Below are 15,479 nucleotides of genomic sequence, written 5' to 3'. Positions count from 1 at the left end.
CAAGTAGAACCGTAGAACTGTTAGAGCCAAGGCAGGCATGGAAACCCCTCCTCCCACCACCGCACCCACCGAGCCGACCGACGCAGACATCGCCGCGTTCAAGGAGCAGCTCGGCCGGCCGCCGCGCGGGCTGCGCGCGATCGCGCACCGCTGCCCCTGCGGACAGCCGGACGTCGTCGAGACCGCGCCCCGGCTCCCCGACGGCACCCCCTTCCCGACGCTGTACTACCTCACCTGCCCGCGAGCCGCTTCGGCGATCGGCACGCTGGAGGCCAACGGCGTGATGAAGGAGATGACCGAGCGCCTGGCGACCGATCCGGAGCTGGCGGCCGCGTACCGGGCGGCGCACGAGGACTACATCGCGCGCCGTGACGCGATCGAGGAGCTGAAGGGCTTCCCGAGCGCCGGCGGGATGCCGGACCGGGTGAAGTGCCTGCACGTGCTGGTCGGCCACTCGCTCGCGGCCGGGCCGGGCGTCAATCCGCTCGGCGACGAGGCGATCGCGATGCTGCCCGAGTGGTGGCGCAAGGGTCCTTGCGTCACCCCTTGTGAAGAGGGGGACAAGCAAGAGGGGGACAAGCAGTGACCCGGGTCGCGGCCATCGACTGCGGTACCAACTCCATCCGCCTGCTCGTCGCCGACCTCGACCCCGGGACCGGCGAACTCGTCGACCTGGACCGGCGGATGATCATCGTCCGGCTCGGGCAGGGAGTCGACAGGACCGGCCGGCTCGCGCCGGATGCGCTGCAGCGCACCTTCGCCGCGTGCCGCGAGTACGCCACGCTGATCAAGGAGTACGGCGCCGAGAAGATCCGCTTCGTGGCCACGTCCGCATCGCGGGACGCCGAGAACCGTGACGACTTCGTACGTGGGGTGCTCGACATCCTGGGTGTGGAGCCCGAGGTGATCACCGGCGACCAGGAGGCGGAGTTCTCCTTCACCGGCGCCACCGGCGGCCTTCCCGGCCATGAGGAGCGGCTGGTCGTGGACATCGGCGGCGGCTCGACGGAGTTCGTCGTCGGCGCCCGCCATGTGCGCGCGGCGCGCTCGGTCGACATCGGCTGCGTACGGCTGACCGAGCGGCACGCGCTGAGCGACCCGGCAACGCCGGAAGAGATCGCCGCCGTCCGCGCCGACATCGAGGCGGCGCTCGACCTGGCGGAAGAGACCGTCCCGCTGCGCGAGGCCCGTTCGCTGGTCGGTCTCGCCGGTTCCGTCACCACGGTGGCGGGGATCGCGCTGGGCCTGGAGGCGTACGAGTCGGAGGCGATCCACCACTCGGTGATCTCCTACGAGCGGGTCCGCGACATCACTTCGTCGCTGCTGGAGTCCACCCACGACGAGCGCATGGCGATCCCCGTGATGCACCCCGGGCGGGTGGACGTCATCGGTGCCGGAGCGCTCGTCCTGCTCACGATCATGGAGCGGATCGGGGCGCGGGAAGTGGTCGTCAGCGAGCACGACATCCTGGACGGGATCGCCTGGTCGCTCGTCGGCCAAGGAACTTCGTGAAGTTCTTCACAAGGAAAAGTCCCCTGATGAGCGCTGTGGGGGGGTCGAAAGGCCCCTCCGCTCCGTCCGACGGGCGCGGGGCCGTGGATTCCCGGTGCGGCAGGGCGCATTGCCGGGATGTGAGCCGGGGGTCGTGGTCCACCCGGAAATGGCCGCCCAGGGCCAGCTCACGAGGGGTGAACGACGTTCGCCCCTGCAGCGTGGTTCCACCGCCGTGACATGACGTCGATCACGTGGGCCGCGCAGTGTAGCAGAGGTGGGTCCACACCTTGTGAAGGGGCTCACGAGCCACCCCTCCAAGGGGGGTGGATACTCGATGGCATGAGCACCACGGAGCGTCCCAGGATCCTCGTTGTAGGCGGTGGGTACGTAGGCCTGTACGCAGCTCGACGCATTCTGAAGAAGATGCGCTACGGCGAGGCGACCGTCACGGTCGTCGACCCGCGCTCGTACATGACGTACCAGCCGTTCCTCCCCGAAGCTGCCGCCGGCAGCATCTCGCCTCGGCATGTCGTCGTCCCGCTGCGACGCGTGCTGCCCAAGGCTGAGGTGCTCACCGGCCGAGTCACCACCATCGATCAGGACCGCAAGGTCGCGACGATCTCGCCGCTGGTCGGCGAGGCGTACGAGCTGCCCTTCGACTATCTGGTCGTCGCGCTCGGCGCGGTCTCCCGCACCTTCCCGATCCCCGGCCTCGCCGAGCAGGGCATCGGCATGAAGGGCATCGAGGAGGCCATCGGGCTGCGCAACCACGTACTCGAGCAGCTCGACAAGGCTGACTCGACGACGGACGAGGACGTCCGCCGCAAGGCGCTGACCTTCGTCTTCGTGGGTGGCGGCTTCGCCGGTGCGGAGACCATCGGCGAGGTGGAGGACCTGGCGCGCGACGCGGCCAAGTACTACACCAGCGTCAAGCGCGAGGACATGCGCTTCATCCTGGTCGACGCGGCCGACAAGATCCTTCCCGAGGTGGGCCCGAAGCTGGGCCAGTACGGCAAGGAGCACCTCGAGGGCCGCGGCATCGAGATCTACCTGTCGACCTCGATGGACTCCTGCGTGGACGGTCACGTGGTGCTGAAGAACGGCCTGGAGGCCGACTCCAACACCATCGTCTGGACGGCCGGCGTCAAGCCGAACCCGGCGCTGGCCCGCTACGGCCTGCCGCTCGGCCCGCGCGGCCACGTCGACACGCAGACCACGCTGCAGGTCCAGGGCACCGACTACATCTGGGCCGCGGGCGACAACGCGCAGGTCCCGGACGTCGCGGCGCGCAAGGCCGGCGTCGAGAACGCCTGGTGCCCGCCGAACGCGCAGCACGCGCTGCGGCAGGCGAAGCTCCTCGGCGACAACGTCATCTCCGGCATGCGGGGCTTCCCGCAGAAGGAGTACAGCCACGCCAACAAGGGTGCGGTGGCCGGGCTCGGCCTGCACAAGGGCGTCGCGATGATCGTCATGGGCAAGATGAAGATCAAGCTCAAGGGCCGTCTCGCGTGGTACATGCACCGCAGCTACCACGGTCTGGCGATGCCGACGTGGAACCGTAAGATCCGGGTCTTCGCGGACTGGACGCTGGCGATGTTCCTCAAGCGCGAGGTGGTCTCGCTCGGCGCGATGGAGACGCCGCGCGAGGAGTTCTACGAGGCGGCCAAGCCGGCGCCGACGGCGTCCGTGCCGGCCCCGGAGAAGGCGAAGGCCTCCTAACCTCCGGCGCTTCTTCAGCGAGGGGCCGCCCGCCATCCGTGGTGCGGGCGGCCCCTTCGCTGTGCCCGGGGACCTTGCCCCACCCGCCCGCCCTTGATTGGCGGGGGGGGTACGTGGTCCCACCGCGCCCCGGCGGGGGCGGCGGCTTCGCGCCGCGGTGGCTGTGGCGTGCCGTGGTGGTGGGCGTTTCGGTGCTTCGCGCGGGCGCGGTGCCTGGCAGCGCGGCGGGCGCGGTGGATGCGGGTGTTGCGTACCCCTGCGCCCCGGCGAGGGCGGCGGCCTCGTGCCGCGGGGCGGCGGTGGTTCGCTCGGTTCGCTCGCGGGGGATGTGGGGGGCACCCTGGGCACCCCCGGGGCACGGCACGGGCTGCGGGGCAGCTGTCGTTCGCTCTTGCTGTCCCGCCCGCCCTGGAGTTGCGGGATGCGGGCACCCGCCCGCGCGGGAGCCTGGCCCGCGGCTGGCGCTGTCCCGCCCGCCCTGGAGTTGCAGGGATGCGGGGCACCCGCCCCCCGCGCGTGCGGCTCCCGCGCCGCGGGTATTTTCCCGCCCGCGCCCGACTTGGTACCGCGTACCCCGGCGCCTGCGCTGGGTGGCCCCGGCTCGCTCCCGTGCGCGGGACCACCCCCATGCCCCCGGCAACGCGCCTGGCGCGCGACAGCGGGGGTAGGTGTGGGGTGCAGATAAATTGCTTGGGCATTGCGCGTGCCCGGGAAGCACGCAGGGTGGTCGACTTGTTCTCAGGAGTGCACAGCGTCGCCAGGTCCGCGGCGCGCGGTGCCGAGCATTTCTGGGATCCATCGTCACGGAGGTGTGCGCCATGGGCGACGCCGCGATGCGGCTGACCACTCTTGCCGAGGAATTGCTGGGGGCCCCGCTCCCGGTTCGTGTCCGGGCCTGGGACGGCAGCGAGGCCGGGCCTCCCCGCGCTCCCGTACTCGTCGTCCGGCACCGCCGTGCCCTGCGCCGGCTGCTGTGGCGGCCCGGTGAACTCGGGCTCGCGCGGGCCTGGGTGGCCGGGGAGATCGACGTCGAAGGCGATCTGTACGCCGCGCTTGATCTGCTGTCCGGGATCATCTGGGAGCGCGGCGACGACAGACCCGCATCCGGCCACTTCCTGCTCGACCCCCGTCTGCGCGCCGCCGCCCGCGGCCTGCTGAAGATCGGAGGAGTACTGCCGCCCCCGCCCCCGCCCGCCGAGGAGGTCCACCGCCGCGCCGGGCCGTTGCACACCAAGCGTCGCGACAGGAGGGCCATCAGCCACCACTACGACGTCGGCAACGCTTTCTACGAACTCGTCCTCGGGCCGTCCATGGTCTACTCCTGCGCGTACTGGCAGGACGGAGGCACTCTCGAGGACGCCCAGCGCGACAAGCTCGACCTCGTCTGCCGCAAGCTCGCACTCACCAAGGGCGACCGGCTGCTCGACGTCGGCTGCGGCTGGGGCTCCATGGCCGTGCACGCCGCCCGCGAGTACGGCGTCCAGGTCACCGGCATCACCCTCTCCCGCGAGCAGGCCGCCTACGCCCGTAAGCGCATCGCCGAGGAAGGACTGACCGACCGGATCGAGATCCGCGTCCAGGACTACCGGGACGTCAAGGACGGTCCGTACGACGCCATTTCCTCGATCGGGATGGCCGAACACGTCGGCCAGGTCCGCTACCACCAGTACGCCGAACAGCTCTTCTCCCTGCTGGAGCCCGGCGGCCGGCTCCTCAACCACCAGATCGCCCGCCCCCCGGAGGAGAACGAATCCGCCTACCACGTGGACGAGTTCATCGACCGCTACGTCTTTCCCGACGGCGAGCTCGCGCCCCTCGGCCGTACCGTCACCAGCATTGAGGCGGCAGGCTTCGAGGTGCGCGACGTCGAGTCGATCCGCGAGCACTACGCCCTCACCCTGCGCCGCTGGGTCGCCAACCTCGAAGCCGGCTGGCACCGGGCCGTTCGCCACAGCTCCCCCGGACGCGCCCGCGTCTGGCGGCTCTACATGGCCGCCTGCGCGATCTCCTTCGAGCGCAACAAGATCGGCGTCAACCAGATCCTCGCCGTGAAGACGCCCCCGAGCGGTGCCTCCGGTCTGCCGCTGCGCACCCGCACCTGGAACTGAGGAAAGGCAAGAGGCCCCGCGACCGGCACGGTCGCGGGGCCTCGACATCAGTACTGCTACTCCGTCTTGATCGCCGTCAGCATGTTCAGCTTCGCGGCGCTGCGCGCCGGCCACAGCGCTGCCAGCACGCCGACCACCCCGGCCAGCAGCAGGAAGATCCCGATCCGGTCCCACGGCACGACCAGCGCGTAGTCGGGTATGTCCGACTTGAGCGTCTCGCCCAGCGCCCAGGCCAGGAAGGACCCGAGCCCGATGCCGATCACCGCGCCGAACAGCGAGATCACCACCGCCTCCAGGCGGATCATGCGCTTGACCTTGCGGCGTTCGAGGCCGATCGCCCGCAGCATGCCGATCTCCTGCTGACGCTCGAAGACGGACATCGCGAGCGTGTTGATGACGCCGAGCACCGCGATGATCAGGGCCATCGCCAGCAGTCCGTACATGATGTTCAGCATCGTGTTGATCATGCCGCCGAACATGTTCCGGATGTCCTGGCGGTCCATGATGCTCATCGCCGGGTTGTCGCCCAGCGCGTCCACCAGCGCCTTCTCGTTCGCCTCGCTCGCGCCGCCGTCCATCTTCACCCAGACCTCGGGGATGTACGGCTTCGGCTCGTAGGCAGCGACCAGGGACGTCGACACCATGACGGGCTCGAGGAAATCGTTGTCCTCGTAGAGCGCGCCGACCGTCAGGGTCTTGGTCTCCGTCTTGCCGCCGTCGATGGCGAACTTCACCGGTAGTTTGTCGCCGGCCTTCCAGCCCTTCGACGTGGCGGTTTTCTCGTCGACCGCGATCTCGCCCTTGCCGAGGGTTGCCATGGAGCCCGAGACCGTCTTCATGTTGAAGACCTTCTCCACGTCCCCGGGCGTGACCGCGGAGGCGCTCTGGTATTCGCCCTTGATCTCCAGCGAGGTGTTCTGGGTCGGTGAGATCGCGCTGACGCCGTTCGCCTTCTCCAGCGCGGTCAGCGCCGACTTGTCGAGTCCGCGGCCGCCGCCCGCCATGGTGACCAGGTAGTCCGCGCGGATGTTGTCCGTGGTCGTCCTGTCGATCGCCTGGCCCAGTGTGACGCCGATGACCGTGAGACCGGTGACCAGGGTGAGGCCGATCGACAGCGCCGATGCGGTGGCTCCGGTACGGCGGGGGTTGCGGACCGCGTTCTGCCCGGCCAGCTTGCCCGAGACCCCGAAGACCCGGTGCAGCAGCGGGCGCACCAGCGCGATGACCGGACGGGACAGCAGCGGGATCACCACGATGATGCCGATCAGCGCCAGGAACGCGCCGCCGCCGATCATCATCCGGCCGTCGTCCTTGCCCGTCGCCGCACCGGCGAAGATCGCCGCGGTGCCGGCGAGCATGATGACGCTGCCGATGCTGTTGCGCACGACCAGGGACTTGGTGGTCGCGGGCAGGTGGGCGCTGCCCATCGCCGCCACCGGCGGGATCTTCGCGGCCCGGCGGGCCGGCAGCCACGCGGCGAGCACGGTGACGAAGACGCCGACCGTGAGCGCGGCTATGACCGCGGTGGGGGAGATGACCAGCGGGCCGGCCGGCACCTTCGCGCCGAAGGAGGTCATCGCCGAGCGCAGCCCGGTGGCGAGCCCGATCCCGAGGACGAAGCCGATCGCGGAGGCGAGGGCCCCGACGACGACCGCCTCAAGCATCACGGAACGCTTGACCTGCCGGCGCGACGCACCGACGGCGCGCATCAGCGCCAGCTCCCTGGTGCGCTGGGCGACCAGCATGGTGAAGGTGTTGGCGATCAGGAAGATGCCGACGAAGAGGGCGATGGCCGCGAAGGCGAGCAGCATCGTGTTGAGGTTGGACAGGCCCTGCTCGATCTGCCTGGCCTGATCGGCGGCGAGCTTCTCGCCGGTCTGCGCCTCGGCGTCCTTGGGCAGCAGCGGCTTGACCGCGTCCAGGATCTTCGTGTCGGAGGCGCCGGCCGCCGCGGCGATCGTGACGTCCTTGAAGTGGCCGGGCTTCAGATAGAGCTTCTGCGCGACGGCGGTGTCGAACAGGACGAGGCTGCCGCCCGCGTTGACGGCGCCGTCCTCGGTGGTGAAGACACCGGAGAGGGTGTAGTCCTTCGCCGGGCCGTTGGTCGCCACCCGCACGGTGTCCCCGACCCGGTACTTGCCCTTGTCGGCGGAGTCCTCGTCGAGGGCGATCTGCGAGTTCTGCACCGGCCCCGAACCGTCGGTGAAGGTGTACGCGGAATCCTTGCCGTCCTTGCCGGGGGCGAAGTTCGCGCCGGTGTTGGACCAGCCGTTGCCGATCAGCTTGCCGTCCTGGTCGGCGACCCCGGCGAAGCCGGAGACCCGCCCGGTGGCACCGGCGACCCCGTCCAGGCCGCGGATCTTCTCCAGCGTCCTGGTGTCGATCCCGGGGTTCTTCTCCATGTCGCTCTGGTCGGCGTGCGTGGTGACGGCGACGGCGACGTTGTCGTAGCTCTTGGCCGACTGCTTGCGGTAGGCGTTGCCGAGGGTGTCGGTGAAGACCAGGGTGCCGGAGACGAAGGCCACGCCGAGCATCACGGCGAGGACGGTCATCAGCAGCCTGGCTTTGTGCGCGAGCACATTGCGCAGGGCGGTACGGAACATGTCTGTGTCAGTCCTGAGGTGAGAGCCGGAGTTCTACGAAGCGGAGCAGCACTGGCCGTTCAGCTGGTCCGGCCCTTGGCGTCGAACTCCTTCATCCGGTCGAGAACGCCGTCGGCGGTGGGGCTGAGCATCTCGTCGACGATCCGGCCGTCCGCCAGGAAGATCACCCGGTCGGCGTAGGAGGCGGCCACCGGGTCGTGGGTGACCATGACGACGGTCTGGCCCAGCTCCCGTACCGAGTTGCGCAGGAAGCCCAGCACCTCGGCGCCCGAGCGCGAGTCCAGGTTTCCGGTCGGCTCGTCGCCGAAGATGATGTCCGGCTGCGAGGCCAGCGCGCGGGCGACGGCGACGCGCTGCTGCTGGCCGCCGGAGAGCTCGGTGGGGCGGTGGCTGAGCCGGTCCCGCAGGCCCACCATCTCGATGACCTGCTCCAGCCACTGCTTGTTGGGCTTGCGGCCCGCGATGTCCATCGGGAGCGTGATGTTCTCCAGGGCGCTGAGCGTCGGCAGCAGGTTGAACGCCTGGAAGATGAAGCCGATTTTGTCCCTGCGCAGCTGGGTCAGCTGCTTGTCCTTGAGCGAGCCGAGCTCGGTCTCACCGATCCGTACCGATCCGGAGCTGAAGCTGTCGAGGCCGGCCACGCAGTGCATCAGCGTGGACTTGCCGGAGCCCGAGGGCCCCATGATCGCGGTGAACTCCGCCTGCCGGAAGTCGACGGTCACCCGGTCCAGCGCGACCACCTGGGTCTCGCCCTGTCCGTACACCTTGGACAGATCCGTGGCGCGGGCGGCCACTGCGGTGGCGCGGTGAGCGATGGGAGTGGTGGTCACGAGGAGTGCTCCTGTCGAGGTGCGTCATGGGGACCACCCCATCGTGTCCGCTGCCGCGCGCCGGATCGTCAGTCCCGGTGCCCGTTCCCGGGGCCCACTTGGGTCGGACCGTGAAGCCCGGTCGTCCTCCTTTGGTATGACGGCGTCCCTGAGACGCGATGAGGGGAAGGGCGGCGACTTTCCGTCATTCCGGCGTACGTGAGACGGCGGTCGTAGGCCGTGCAGGGCGGGTCCGAACGCCCGGTCACCTGCACTGACGCACCCTCAGAAGCCAATAGAATAAGACAACATCGGGCCACGGGCCCGCTGGCCGGGCGATCTACCCGGATAGGCTCGGGTGCCAACGCGGACCGCTCGCCATGCCCGGATGGTGGAATGCAGACACGGCGAGCTTAAACCTCGCTGCCCCTCGGGGGCGTGCCGGTTCAAGTCCGGCTCCGGGCACTTCGCCGCCCGGTCGAACCGCCCGGGCGGCGCTGGTAGCGATCTTGGTTCGGTCTCGATCGCGGAAAGATCCTCCCCGAGCACTAGGGCGTTCCTTTTGCTTCCCCATTACTCTGACTCCAAGGCCGCGCAGGGTGGCCATGGAGGAGTGAGATGAGGAGCAGTAACCCGGTCTTCTCGCGACGGGGGTTCAGCCGCGACAACGGCTACGCGGGGTTCAACGCGCAGCAGCCGCAGGCCGGGGGCCCCGCCGTAGGAACCAACCCCTACGTACAGGGCGCGGGCAACCCGTACGCCACCAACCCCTACGCTCCGGCGGACACGCGATACGGCGCCCCGGCGCCCGCGCGCACCAACGCCATGACGATGGACGACGTCGTCTCGCGCACCGCCATGACCCTGGGCACCGTCACCGTCGGCGCGATCCTCGCCTGGGTCGTGCTGCCCGTCTCGTCCACCAGCTACGGGCTTGCCATCGGCGCCGCGCTGGTGGCGTTCGTTCTCGCGATCATCCAGTCCTTCAAGCGGACACCGTCGCCCGCGCTGATCATCGGCTATGCCGCGTTCGAGGGCATTTTCCTGGGCGTGATCAGCGAGATGTACAACAGCGTCTGGTCGGGTGCGCCCTTCCAGGCCGTGCTGGGCACCTTGGCGGTCAGTGGCGCCACGCTCTTCATGTACAAGCAGCGCTGGATCCGGGTCACCGCCCGTTATGCCCGTATCGGCATGACCATCGCGATCGCCTTCGTCGCAGTGATGCTGGTGAACCTCCTGCTGGTGGTCTTCGGCGTCGCCGGGGACGGCGGTCTGCGCAGCTTCGGCCCGCTCGGCGCGATCGTGGGCATCCTCGCGATCCTGATCGGCTGCTTCTTCCTGACGCTGGACTTCAAGCAGATCGAGGACGGCATCGCGTACGGCGCTCCCCGCGAGGAGTCCTGGCTGGCGGCCTTCGGTCTGACGATGTCGCTCGTCTGGATCTACCTGGAGATGCTGCGGCTGGTCGCGATCTTCAGCGGCGACGACTAGTCGTCACAGGCGTGACGAAGGGCCCGTACGGCGTGAGCCGGGCGGGCCCTTCGGCGTCTCGAGACCTAGAGCAGTTTGCGCGCGGCGCGCCTCAGGTCGTACTCATGGATGATCGCTTTGGCATGTCCGTAAGCGAGATTGTGCTCGCTCCGGAGCCAGCTGACCTTCTCCTCGAAGCGGAAGAGGGAGGGGCCCTCCTCGACGGTGCGAAGCCAGTCGGAGATTTCACGACCGGTGCAGTGAGGGATTCGGGAGAGCAGATTTCGATGGGTCTCTTCGGAGAAGACTTGGGACATCGGCGCCTCCGGACGCGTTGCGCGTGTGCTCCTTCACGCCACCGTGCCTGAGCGTTCGCGTATTGGCAACAGTGCGGTCTCGGCGCATAGGGTCGCGGGGTGCTTGATACGAGTGAGCTGACGGCCGCGGTCGACCGCTTCGCCGACCGTTTGAGGGCCGCTCCGCAGAGCCGGCTGCGGCGTGGTGCGGCGGCCCAAGGGCTGGCGCTGGCCAGGGAGTTGGCAGTGCGTGCACAGCGCATCGAGGCCCCCGGAAGCGAGCCGAGGATCATGCCGGATGCGGGCCTGTTTGCGGTTGCGGATCAGCTGATGGTGGCCGGGCGAGATTTGGCCGAGGCACTGAGAATGGCCCCGTCCGGTTCCATGACGGAGGTTGACGAGGCCGTGAGTCTGGTGCGCGAGGCGGCGGGCCGGGCGGGGCTCTAGGGCCGACGGGCCCGTGGGGGGCTCTGTGAGGGGCGGTGGAGGCCCGGCCCGCGGGGATGGGCCGCCGCGGGCAGGGACGGCGTTACAGCGAGGCGATGACGCGGTCCGCGAGGATGTAGACGCTCTCCTCGCCGCACGCGAACGTGAGGGCGTACGCGCCCGAGACGCCGGAGCCGCCCAGCAGCACCGGGGTGTCGCCCTCGCGCAGTGCCTCGGCGAGCTTCTCGGCGGTTTCGCGGTGGCCGGGGGTCATGCACAGCGTCGTGCCGTCCGCGAAGACATACACGTCCAGCGTGCCCAGTGGCCCAGGGCGTACGTCCGTGAGTTCCGTGCGCGACTCGGCGAGCTCCTCGAGGCGGGCCACGGTGCGCTCGTGGTCGGTGACGACCGGCGTCTGGAGCGGGACGAAGTCGGGGTGCGAGGGGTGGCGGCGGCGGGCCGCGGCGAGTTCGGGGGAGTCCTCGGCGAACTCTGTCACCTCGGGCAGATCCGCCAGGTCGTCCAGAGCCTCGACCGCCTCGAAGTCCATCGCCTCAAGGCCAACGAAATCGGTCTGGCGCGGAACGTAGAACGGGGGCAGCTCGTCGCCCGGCGTGGCCGACCCTCCCAGCAGGGACGGCGCGTCAGCAGCGTCGCGCGACTCCTGCGCGGCCCAGAAGGCGCGCGCCTCGGCCAGCTCGCGCTCGCGCTCCTCGGCCAGCGCCTCGGCGACCGCGGCGCGTATCTCGGCGGCGGGGGTGGGGCGGGCCTGCGGCACGGTCGCGAGACGGCCGGTGCCGTGCGCTGTGGCCAGCTCGGTGCGCAGGGCCGTGACCTGCTTGCGGAGCCCATGTGCGGCGTGCAGGGCAGCGGCGCCCACGGCGGTGGCGGCGGCCGTGGTCAGCAGCAGGGCAATAGACATGGCGCTCACTGACGTACTCCTGGTTTCAATCGATCCCCCGACTTCCTACCTCAGCTTGCGGGGAGCCCGCGCCCCCTGTCAGTGCATTACGTCACGAATTGGACAGGACTTTGTGCCCGGCGTTTAAGCCCGAAGCCGTCCTGACCTGGGGGAATGACTCTCCCCCAGGAGATAGGTCACATCCTGGGGGAGATTCAGTCACGAACTGAGTTCCACGCGGGGCCGAAACGGCCCGGCCGCTCAGCTCAGCCGCTCGATGACCATCGCCATGCCCTGGCCGCCACCGACGCACATGGTCTCCAGACCGAACTGCTTGTCGTGGAACTGCAGGCTGTTGATCAGCGTGCCGGTGATCCGCGCGCCCGTCATGCCGAAGGGGTGGCCGACGGCGATGGCGCCACCGTTGACGTTGACCTTCTCCAGGTCCAGGCCGAGGTCCCGGTACGAGGGGATGACCTGGGCGGCGAAGGCCTCGTTGATCTCGGCCAGGTCGATGTCGCCGGCCGTCAGGCCCGCTCGCTTCAGAGCCTGCTTGGAGGCCTCGACCGGGCCGTACCCCATGATCTCGGGGGACAGGCCGGAGACGCCGGTGGACACGATCCGGGCGAGTGGGGTCAGGCCCAGCTCGCGCGCCTTGGTGTCGGACATGATCACCAGGGCGGCGGCGCCGTCGTTGAGCGGGCAGCAGTTGCCGGCGGTGACGAAGCCGTCGGGGCGGAAGACCGGCTTCAGGCCCTGCACGGCGTCCAGGGTGACGCCCGCGCGGGGGCCGTCGTCCCTGGAGACGACCGTGCCGTCCGGGGTCGTCACGGGGGTGATCTCGCGCTCCCAGAAGCCGTTCTTGAGGGCCTCCTCCGCCAGGTTCTGCGACCGTACGCCGAACTCGTCCATGTCCTGGCGGGTCACGCCCTTGAGGCGGGCCAGGTTCTCGGCGGTCTGGCCCATGGCGATGTACGCGTCGGGGACCAGGCCGTCCTCGCGGGGGTCGTGCCAGTCGGCGGCGCCGTTCTCGGCGACGGAGGCGGTGCGGGCTTCGGCCTCGGCGAAGAGGGGGTTGTGCGTGTCCGGAAGGCTGTCGGAGTTGCCCTTCACGAACCGGGAAACCATCTCGACACCGGCGGAGATGAAGACGTCGCCCTCGCCGGCCTTGATGGCGTGCAGCGCCATGCGGCTGGTCTGCAGCGAGGAGGAGCAGTAGCGCGTGACCGTACAGCCGGGGAGGTGGTCCATCCCCATCTGCACGGCGACGATACGACCGAGATTGTGCCCCTGCTCGCCACCGGGCAGGCCGCAGCCGAGCATCAGGTCGTCGATGTCCCGGGGGTCGAGCTCGGGGACCTTGGCGAGGGCGGTCTGAATGATGGTGGCGGTCAGATCGTCGGCGCGCAGGTCCTTCAGGGAGCCCTTGAAGGCCCGGCCGATGGGGGAGCGGGCGGCAGAGACGATCACGGCTTCGGGCATCACGGCTCCATGGTGTGCGGGGCGGTTAGGGGGCGCTGTCTGGGAAGTTACCGGTACGTATGGCTGTGGTCACGGGGCGGGGCGTGTGATGCGGGCCTCTTTTCTAAGCGAGCGCTCAGTTGGTGGCGGGGGGTTTCCCCCGCCCTCCCCCTACGGCCTGGCCCCCATCCCCTGCGTCCCCCAGGCCCCGGCCGGATCGTAGGGGCCCCGGCGGCCCCGCTGCGGCAGCCTCGCGCCGCCCCGAGCGGGGGCCGGCGTCCCACACCCCCATGTTCCTGCGGCTTCGCCGCGGAGCAAGAGAGCGAGGCCGGTTCCCGGCACCCCTCTGCGCCGCCCGCGCCGTGGGGCTGGCGCCCCCAGGCCCGCCTGCGGCAGCTTCGCGCCGCCCCGAGCGGTGGGGCCGACGCCCCACACCCCATGTTCCTGCGGCTTCGCCGTGGAGCAGGAGAACGTGGCGGGTTCCCCCCGCCCCCGGGGTGCGGGGCCCCGGGGCTCCTGCGGTTTCGCGGCGGACCAGGAGGCGCGGCCGGTTCACCACGGCAGCTGGAACCGTGCGGGTGGGCACGGCCGGACTGGGTCCCCATCCACGCCGTGGTGGTGGGCAGGGGCCGTTGAAGCGTCGTCCCCGCGTTTCCAGGGCGTGTGGTCAACGTGGGCCGGGGGCGTTGGGGTTGCTGCCCGGTGGATGGCTTCGCGGGCGAACCTCCGCGCACCGCGTTTCCAGGGTCCGTGGTCAACGTGGGTCGGGGCCGTTGGTGGTTGCTGCCCGGTGGGTGGCTTCGCGGGCGAACCGCAAGCCGGTCGGGTGGGGAGGGGCGTGAAGGGTCGTCCCCGCAGGCGATTGGCGGCCAACACCGGGTGCCCTTACGAACCCCTCATCGCCGCCGACGCCGAGGAGTCGAGCCCGTAGGGGCCCGGAGCCCGCGCCGCGCGGCACCGGCGGACCCCGCGCGGCACCGGCGGACCCCGGGCCGCGCCATGAACGCCTGCGTCACACGGCACCGGCGCACCCCGGACCGCGCCATGAACGCCCGCGCCGCCCCTGCCCGGGCGCCTACGACCGCCCCGCCTCCGACGCGGGCGACGGTTCCGGGGTCGGCGCCGGGGTCGGGAGGCGGCGGCGTCGGCGGTGCTTCAGCAGGGCCCAGGGCGCCCTCGCCGCCGTGACCTCCGTACCCGCCTCCTTCGCCGCCGTCGCCGCCGCCTTCGCCACCGGGAGCATGTCCTCGTGGCGCTCCGGCTCCAGGCGGTCCGACTCCGGCCAGACGCCGAGCACCGCGCACAGCGTCGGCAGCATCGCCATCGCCGCCGTCGCGTAGCCCTCCGCCGACGGGTGGTAGTTGTCCGCGCCGAACATCTCCCGGGGGTTCGCCGCGAACTCCGGGCCCAGCAGGTCGCCGAGCGACACCGTGCGGCCGCCCTGTTCGACGACCACGATCGTCTGCGCCGCCGCCAGCTGCCGTGAGACCCTTCGCGCCAGAAACCGCAGTGGCTGGTACACCGGCTCGATCGTGCCGAGATCAGGGCACGTGCCGACCACCACCTCCGCGCCCGCCGTACGCAGCCTGCGCACCGCGGCCGCGAGATGGCGGACGGACTGCGTGGGCGGCATCCGGTGGGTGACGTCGTTCGCGCCGATCATGATCACGCAGACGTCCGGTGTCCGCTTCCGGTCCGCGAGCAGCAGCGTCACCTGTCGCTCCAGGTCGTCCGACTGCGCCCCCGGCAGTGCCACGTTGCGGACCTCCACCGCGCGCTCGGCCACCGCCGCGAGCCCGGAGGCCAGCAGGGCCCCCGGTGTCTGGCCCGCCCGCCGTACGCCCTGCCCCGCCGCAGTCGAGTCCCCCAGTACGCCGAGGACCAGCGGATTGCTGCGGCCGAAGGCCAGCCCGTACAGCCCGTCGCCGCGTGGTGGAAGAGGGGCCGTGCCCCCGCCCACGGAGCGCTTCGCCAGCTGGACCTCCGCCAGCACAAGTCCCACTGCAGCCGCTCCGAGCAGGCCGATGCTGCCGCCCCCGTAGGCCGCGCCCGCCGCGATGCGCCGTGCCACCCTCGCCGTCGACACAGTCCCAGCCACCTCCTCGTAGCTCAGCTTCAGTCATCAGCTAACTGCCCCGTGGCCACCGGCGCCCAATCACACGCCGATCCGCTTACGCTGGCCGCATCACTAC

Annotated in this window: 12 protein-coding genes and 1 tRNA gene; 7 read left to right on the top strand and 6 right to left on the bottom strand. The window is 70.4% G+C overall.

The annotated features are described in order from the left end of the window. Positions 1-37: 37 nt before the first annotated feature. From FBY35_RS32695 to FBY35_RS32680, 4 genes are all read left to right on the top strand, one after another. Entirely contained in the window at positions 38-586 is a 549-nt protein-coding gene (locus FBY35_RS32695) for a DUF501 domain-containing protein (RefSeq protein ID WP_142217534.1), read from the top strand. Beyond that, entirely contained in the window at positions 583-1,512 is a 930-nt protein-coding gene (locus tag FBY35_RS32690) for a Ppx/GppA phosphatase family protein (RefSeq protein WP_142217533.1), read from the top strand. Before FBY35_RS32695 ends, FBY35_RS32690 begins: the two co-directional genes overlap by 4 nt. A gap of 321 nt (positions 1,513-1,833) precedes the next feature. Continuing rightward, complete coding sequence (locus tag FBY35_RS32685; RefSeq protein WP_142217532.1) at positions 1,834-3,213, top strand: NAD(P)/FAD-dependent oxidoreductase; 1,380 nt, start codon at positions 1,834-1,836, stop codon at positions 3,211-3,213. An 818-nt stretch (positions 3,214-4,031) separates the two neighbouring features. Further along, complete coding sequence (locus FBY35_RS32680; RefSeq protein WP_142217531.1) at positions 4,032-5,321, top strand: class I SAM-dependent methyltransferase; 1,290 nt, start codon at positions 4,032-4,034, stop codon at positions 5,319-5,321. A gap of 56 nt (positions 5,322-5,377) precedes the next feature. Here the strand turns inward: FBY35_RS32680 and FBY35_RS32675 are convergent, their stop codons facing one another. Both FBY35_RS32675 and FBY35_RS32670 read right to left on the bottom strand, forming a co-directional pair. Next, positions 5,378-7,924, bottom strand: a complete 2,547-nt coding sequence (locus tag FBY35_RS32675; RefSeq protein ID WP_142217530.1) for an ABC transporter permease — start codon at positions 7,922-7,924, stop codon at positions 5,378-5,380. Positions 7,925-7,983: 59 nt separating this feature from the next. After that, on the bottom strand, positions 7,984-8,754 hold the full coding sequence (locus FBY35_RS32670; protein ID WP_142217529.1) for an ABC transporter ATP-binding protein: 771 nt from the start codon (positions 8,752-8,754) through the stop codon (positions 7,984-7,986). 361 nt (positions 8,755-9,115) lie between these two features. Between FBY35_RS32670 and FBY35_RS32665 the strand changes: the two genes are divergently transcribed. Continuing rightward, positions 9,116-9,198, top strand: a tRNA-Leu gene (locus FBY35_RS32665). A 153-nt stretch (positions 9,199-9,351) separates the two neighbouring features. Beyond that, entirely contained in the window at positions 9,352-10,224 is an 873-nt protein-coding gene (locus FBY35_RS32660) for a Bax inhibitor-1/YccA family protein (protein ID WP_142217528.1), read from the top strand. Positions 10,225-10,289: 65 nt separating this feature from the next. On the opposite strand, the gene FBY35_RS32655 is transcribed toward FBY35_RS32660, so the two are convergent. Then, the gene (locus FBY35_RS32655) at positions 10,290-10,520 is read right to left on the bottom strand and encodes a DUF4287 domain-containing protein (protein ID WP_142217527.1); all 231 of its coding nucleotides are present in this window, start codon (positions 10,518-10,520) and stop codon (positions 10,290-10,292) included. A 99-nt stretch (positions 10,521-10,619) separates the two neighbouring features. Between FBY35_RS32655 and FBY35_RS32650 the strand changes: the two genes are divergently transcribed. Beyond that, positions 10,620-10,946, top strand: coding sequence for a hypothetical protein (locus FBY35_RS32650; protein ID WP_142217526.1), 327 nt, complete (start codon positions 10,620-10,622; stop codon positions 10,944-10,946). Positions 10,947-11,028: 82 nt separating this feature from the next. On the opposite strand, the gene FBY35_RS32645 is transcribed toward FBY35_RS32650, so the two are convergent. The 3 genes from FBY35_RS32645 to FBY35_RS32635 all read right to left on the bottom strand — a co-directional run bounded on the left by FBY35_RS32645 (position 11,029) and on the right by FBY35_RS32635 (position 15,358). Beyond that, complete coding sequence (locus tag FBY35_RS32645; RefSeq protein WP_186357172.1) at positions 11,029-11,847, bottom strand: hypothetical protein; 819 nt, start codon at positions 11,845-11,847, stop codon at positions 11,029-11,031. A gap of 240 nt (positions 11,848-12,087) precedes the next feature. Then, a complete protein-coding gene (locus FBY35_RS32640) occupies positions 12,088-13,308 on the bottom strand; it encodes an acetyl-CoA C-acetyltransferase (RefSeq protein WP_142217524.1) in 1,221 nt (406 codons plus the stop codon). A gap of 1,054 nt (positions 13,309-14,362) precedes the next feature. After that, complete coding sequence (locus FBY35_RS32635) at positions 14,363-15,358, bottom strand: SGNH/GDSL hydrolase family protein (protein WP_142218292.1); 996 nt, start codon at positions 15,356-15,358, stop codon at positions 14,363-14,365. Positions 15,359-15,479: the final 121 nt, after the last annotated feature.

Origin of the sequence: Streptomyces sp. SLBN-118 (assembly GCF_006715635.1) — a bacterium.
In the GTDB taxonomy this organism is placed as follows: Bacteria; Actinomycetota; Actinomycetes; order Streptomycetales; family Streptomycetaceae; genus Streptomyces.
The sequence above is the reverse complement of the archived record's forward strand: the minus strand, read 5'-3'. Positions and strand labels throughout refer to the sequence as shown.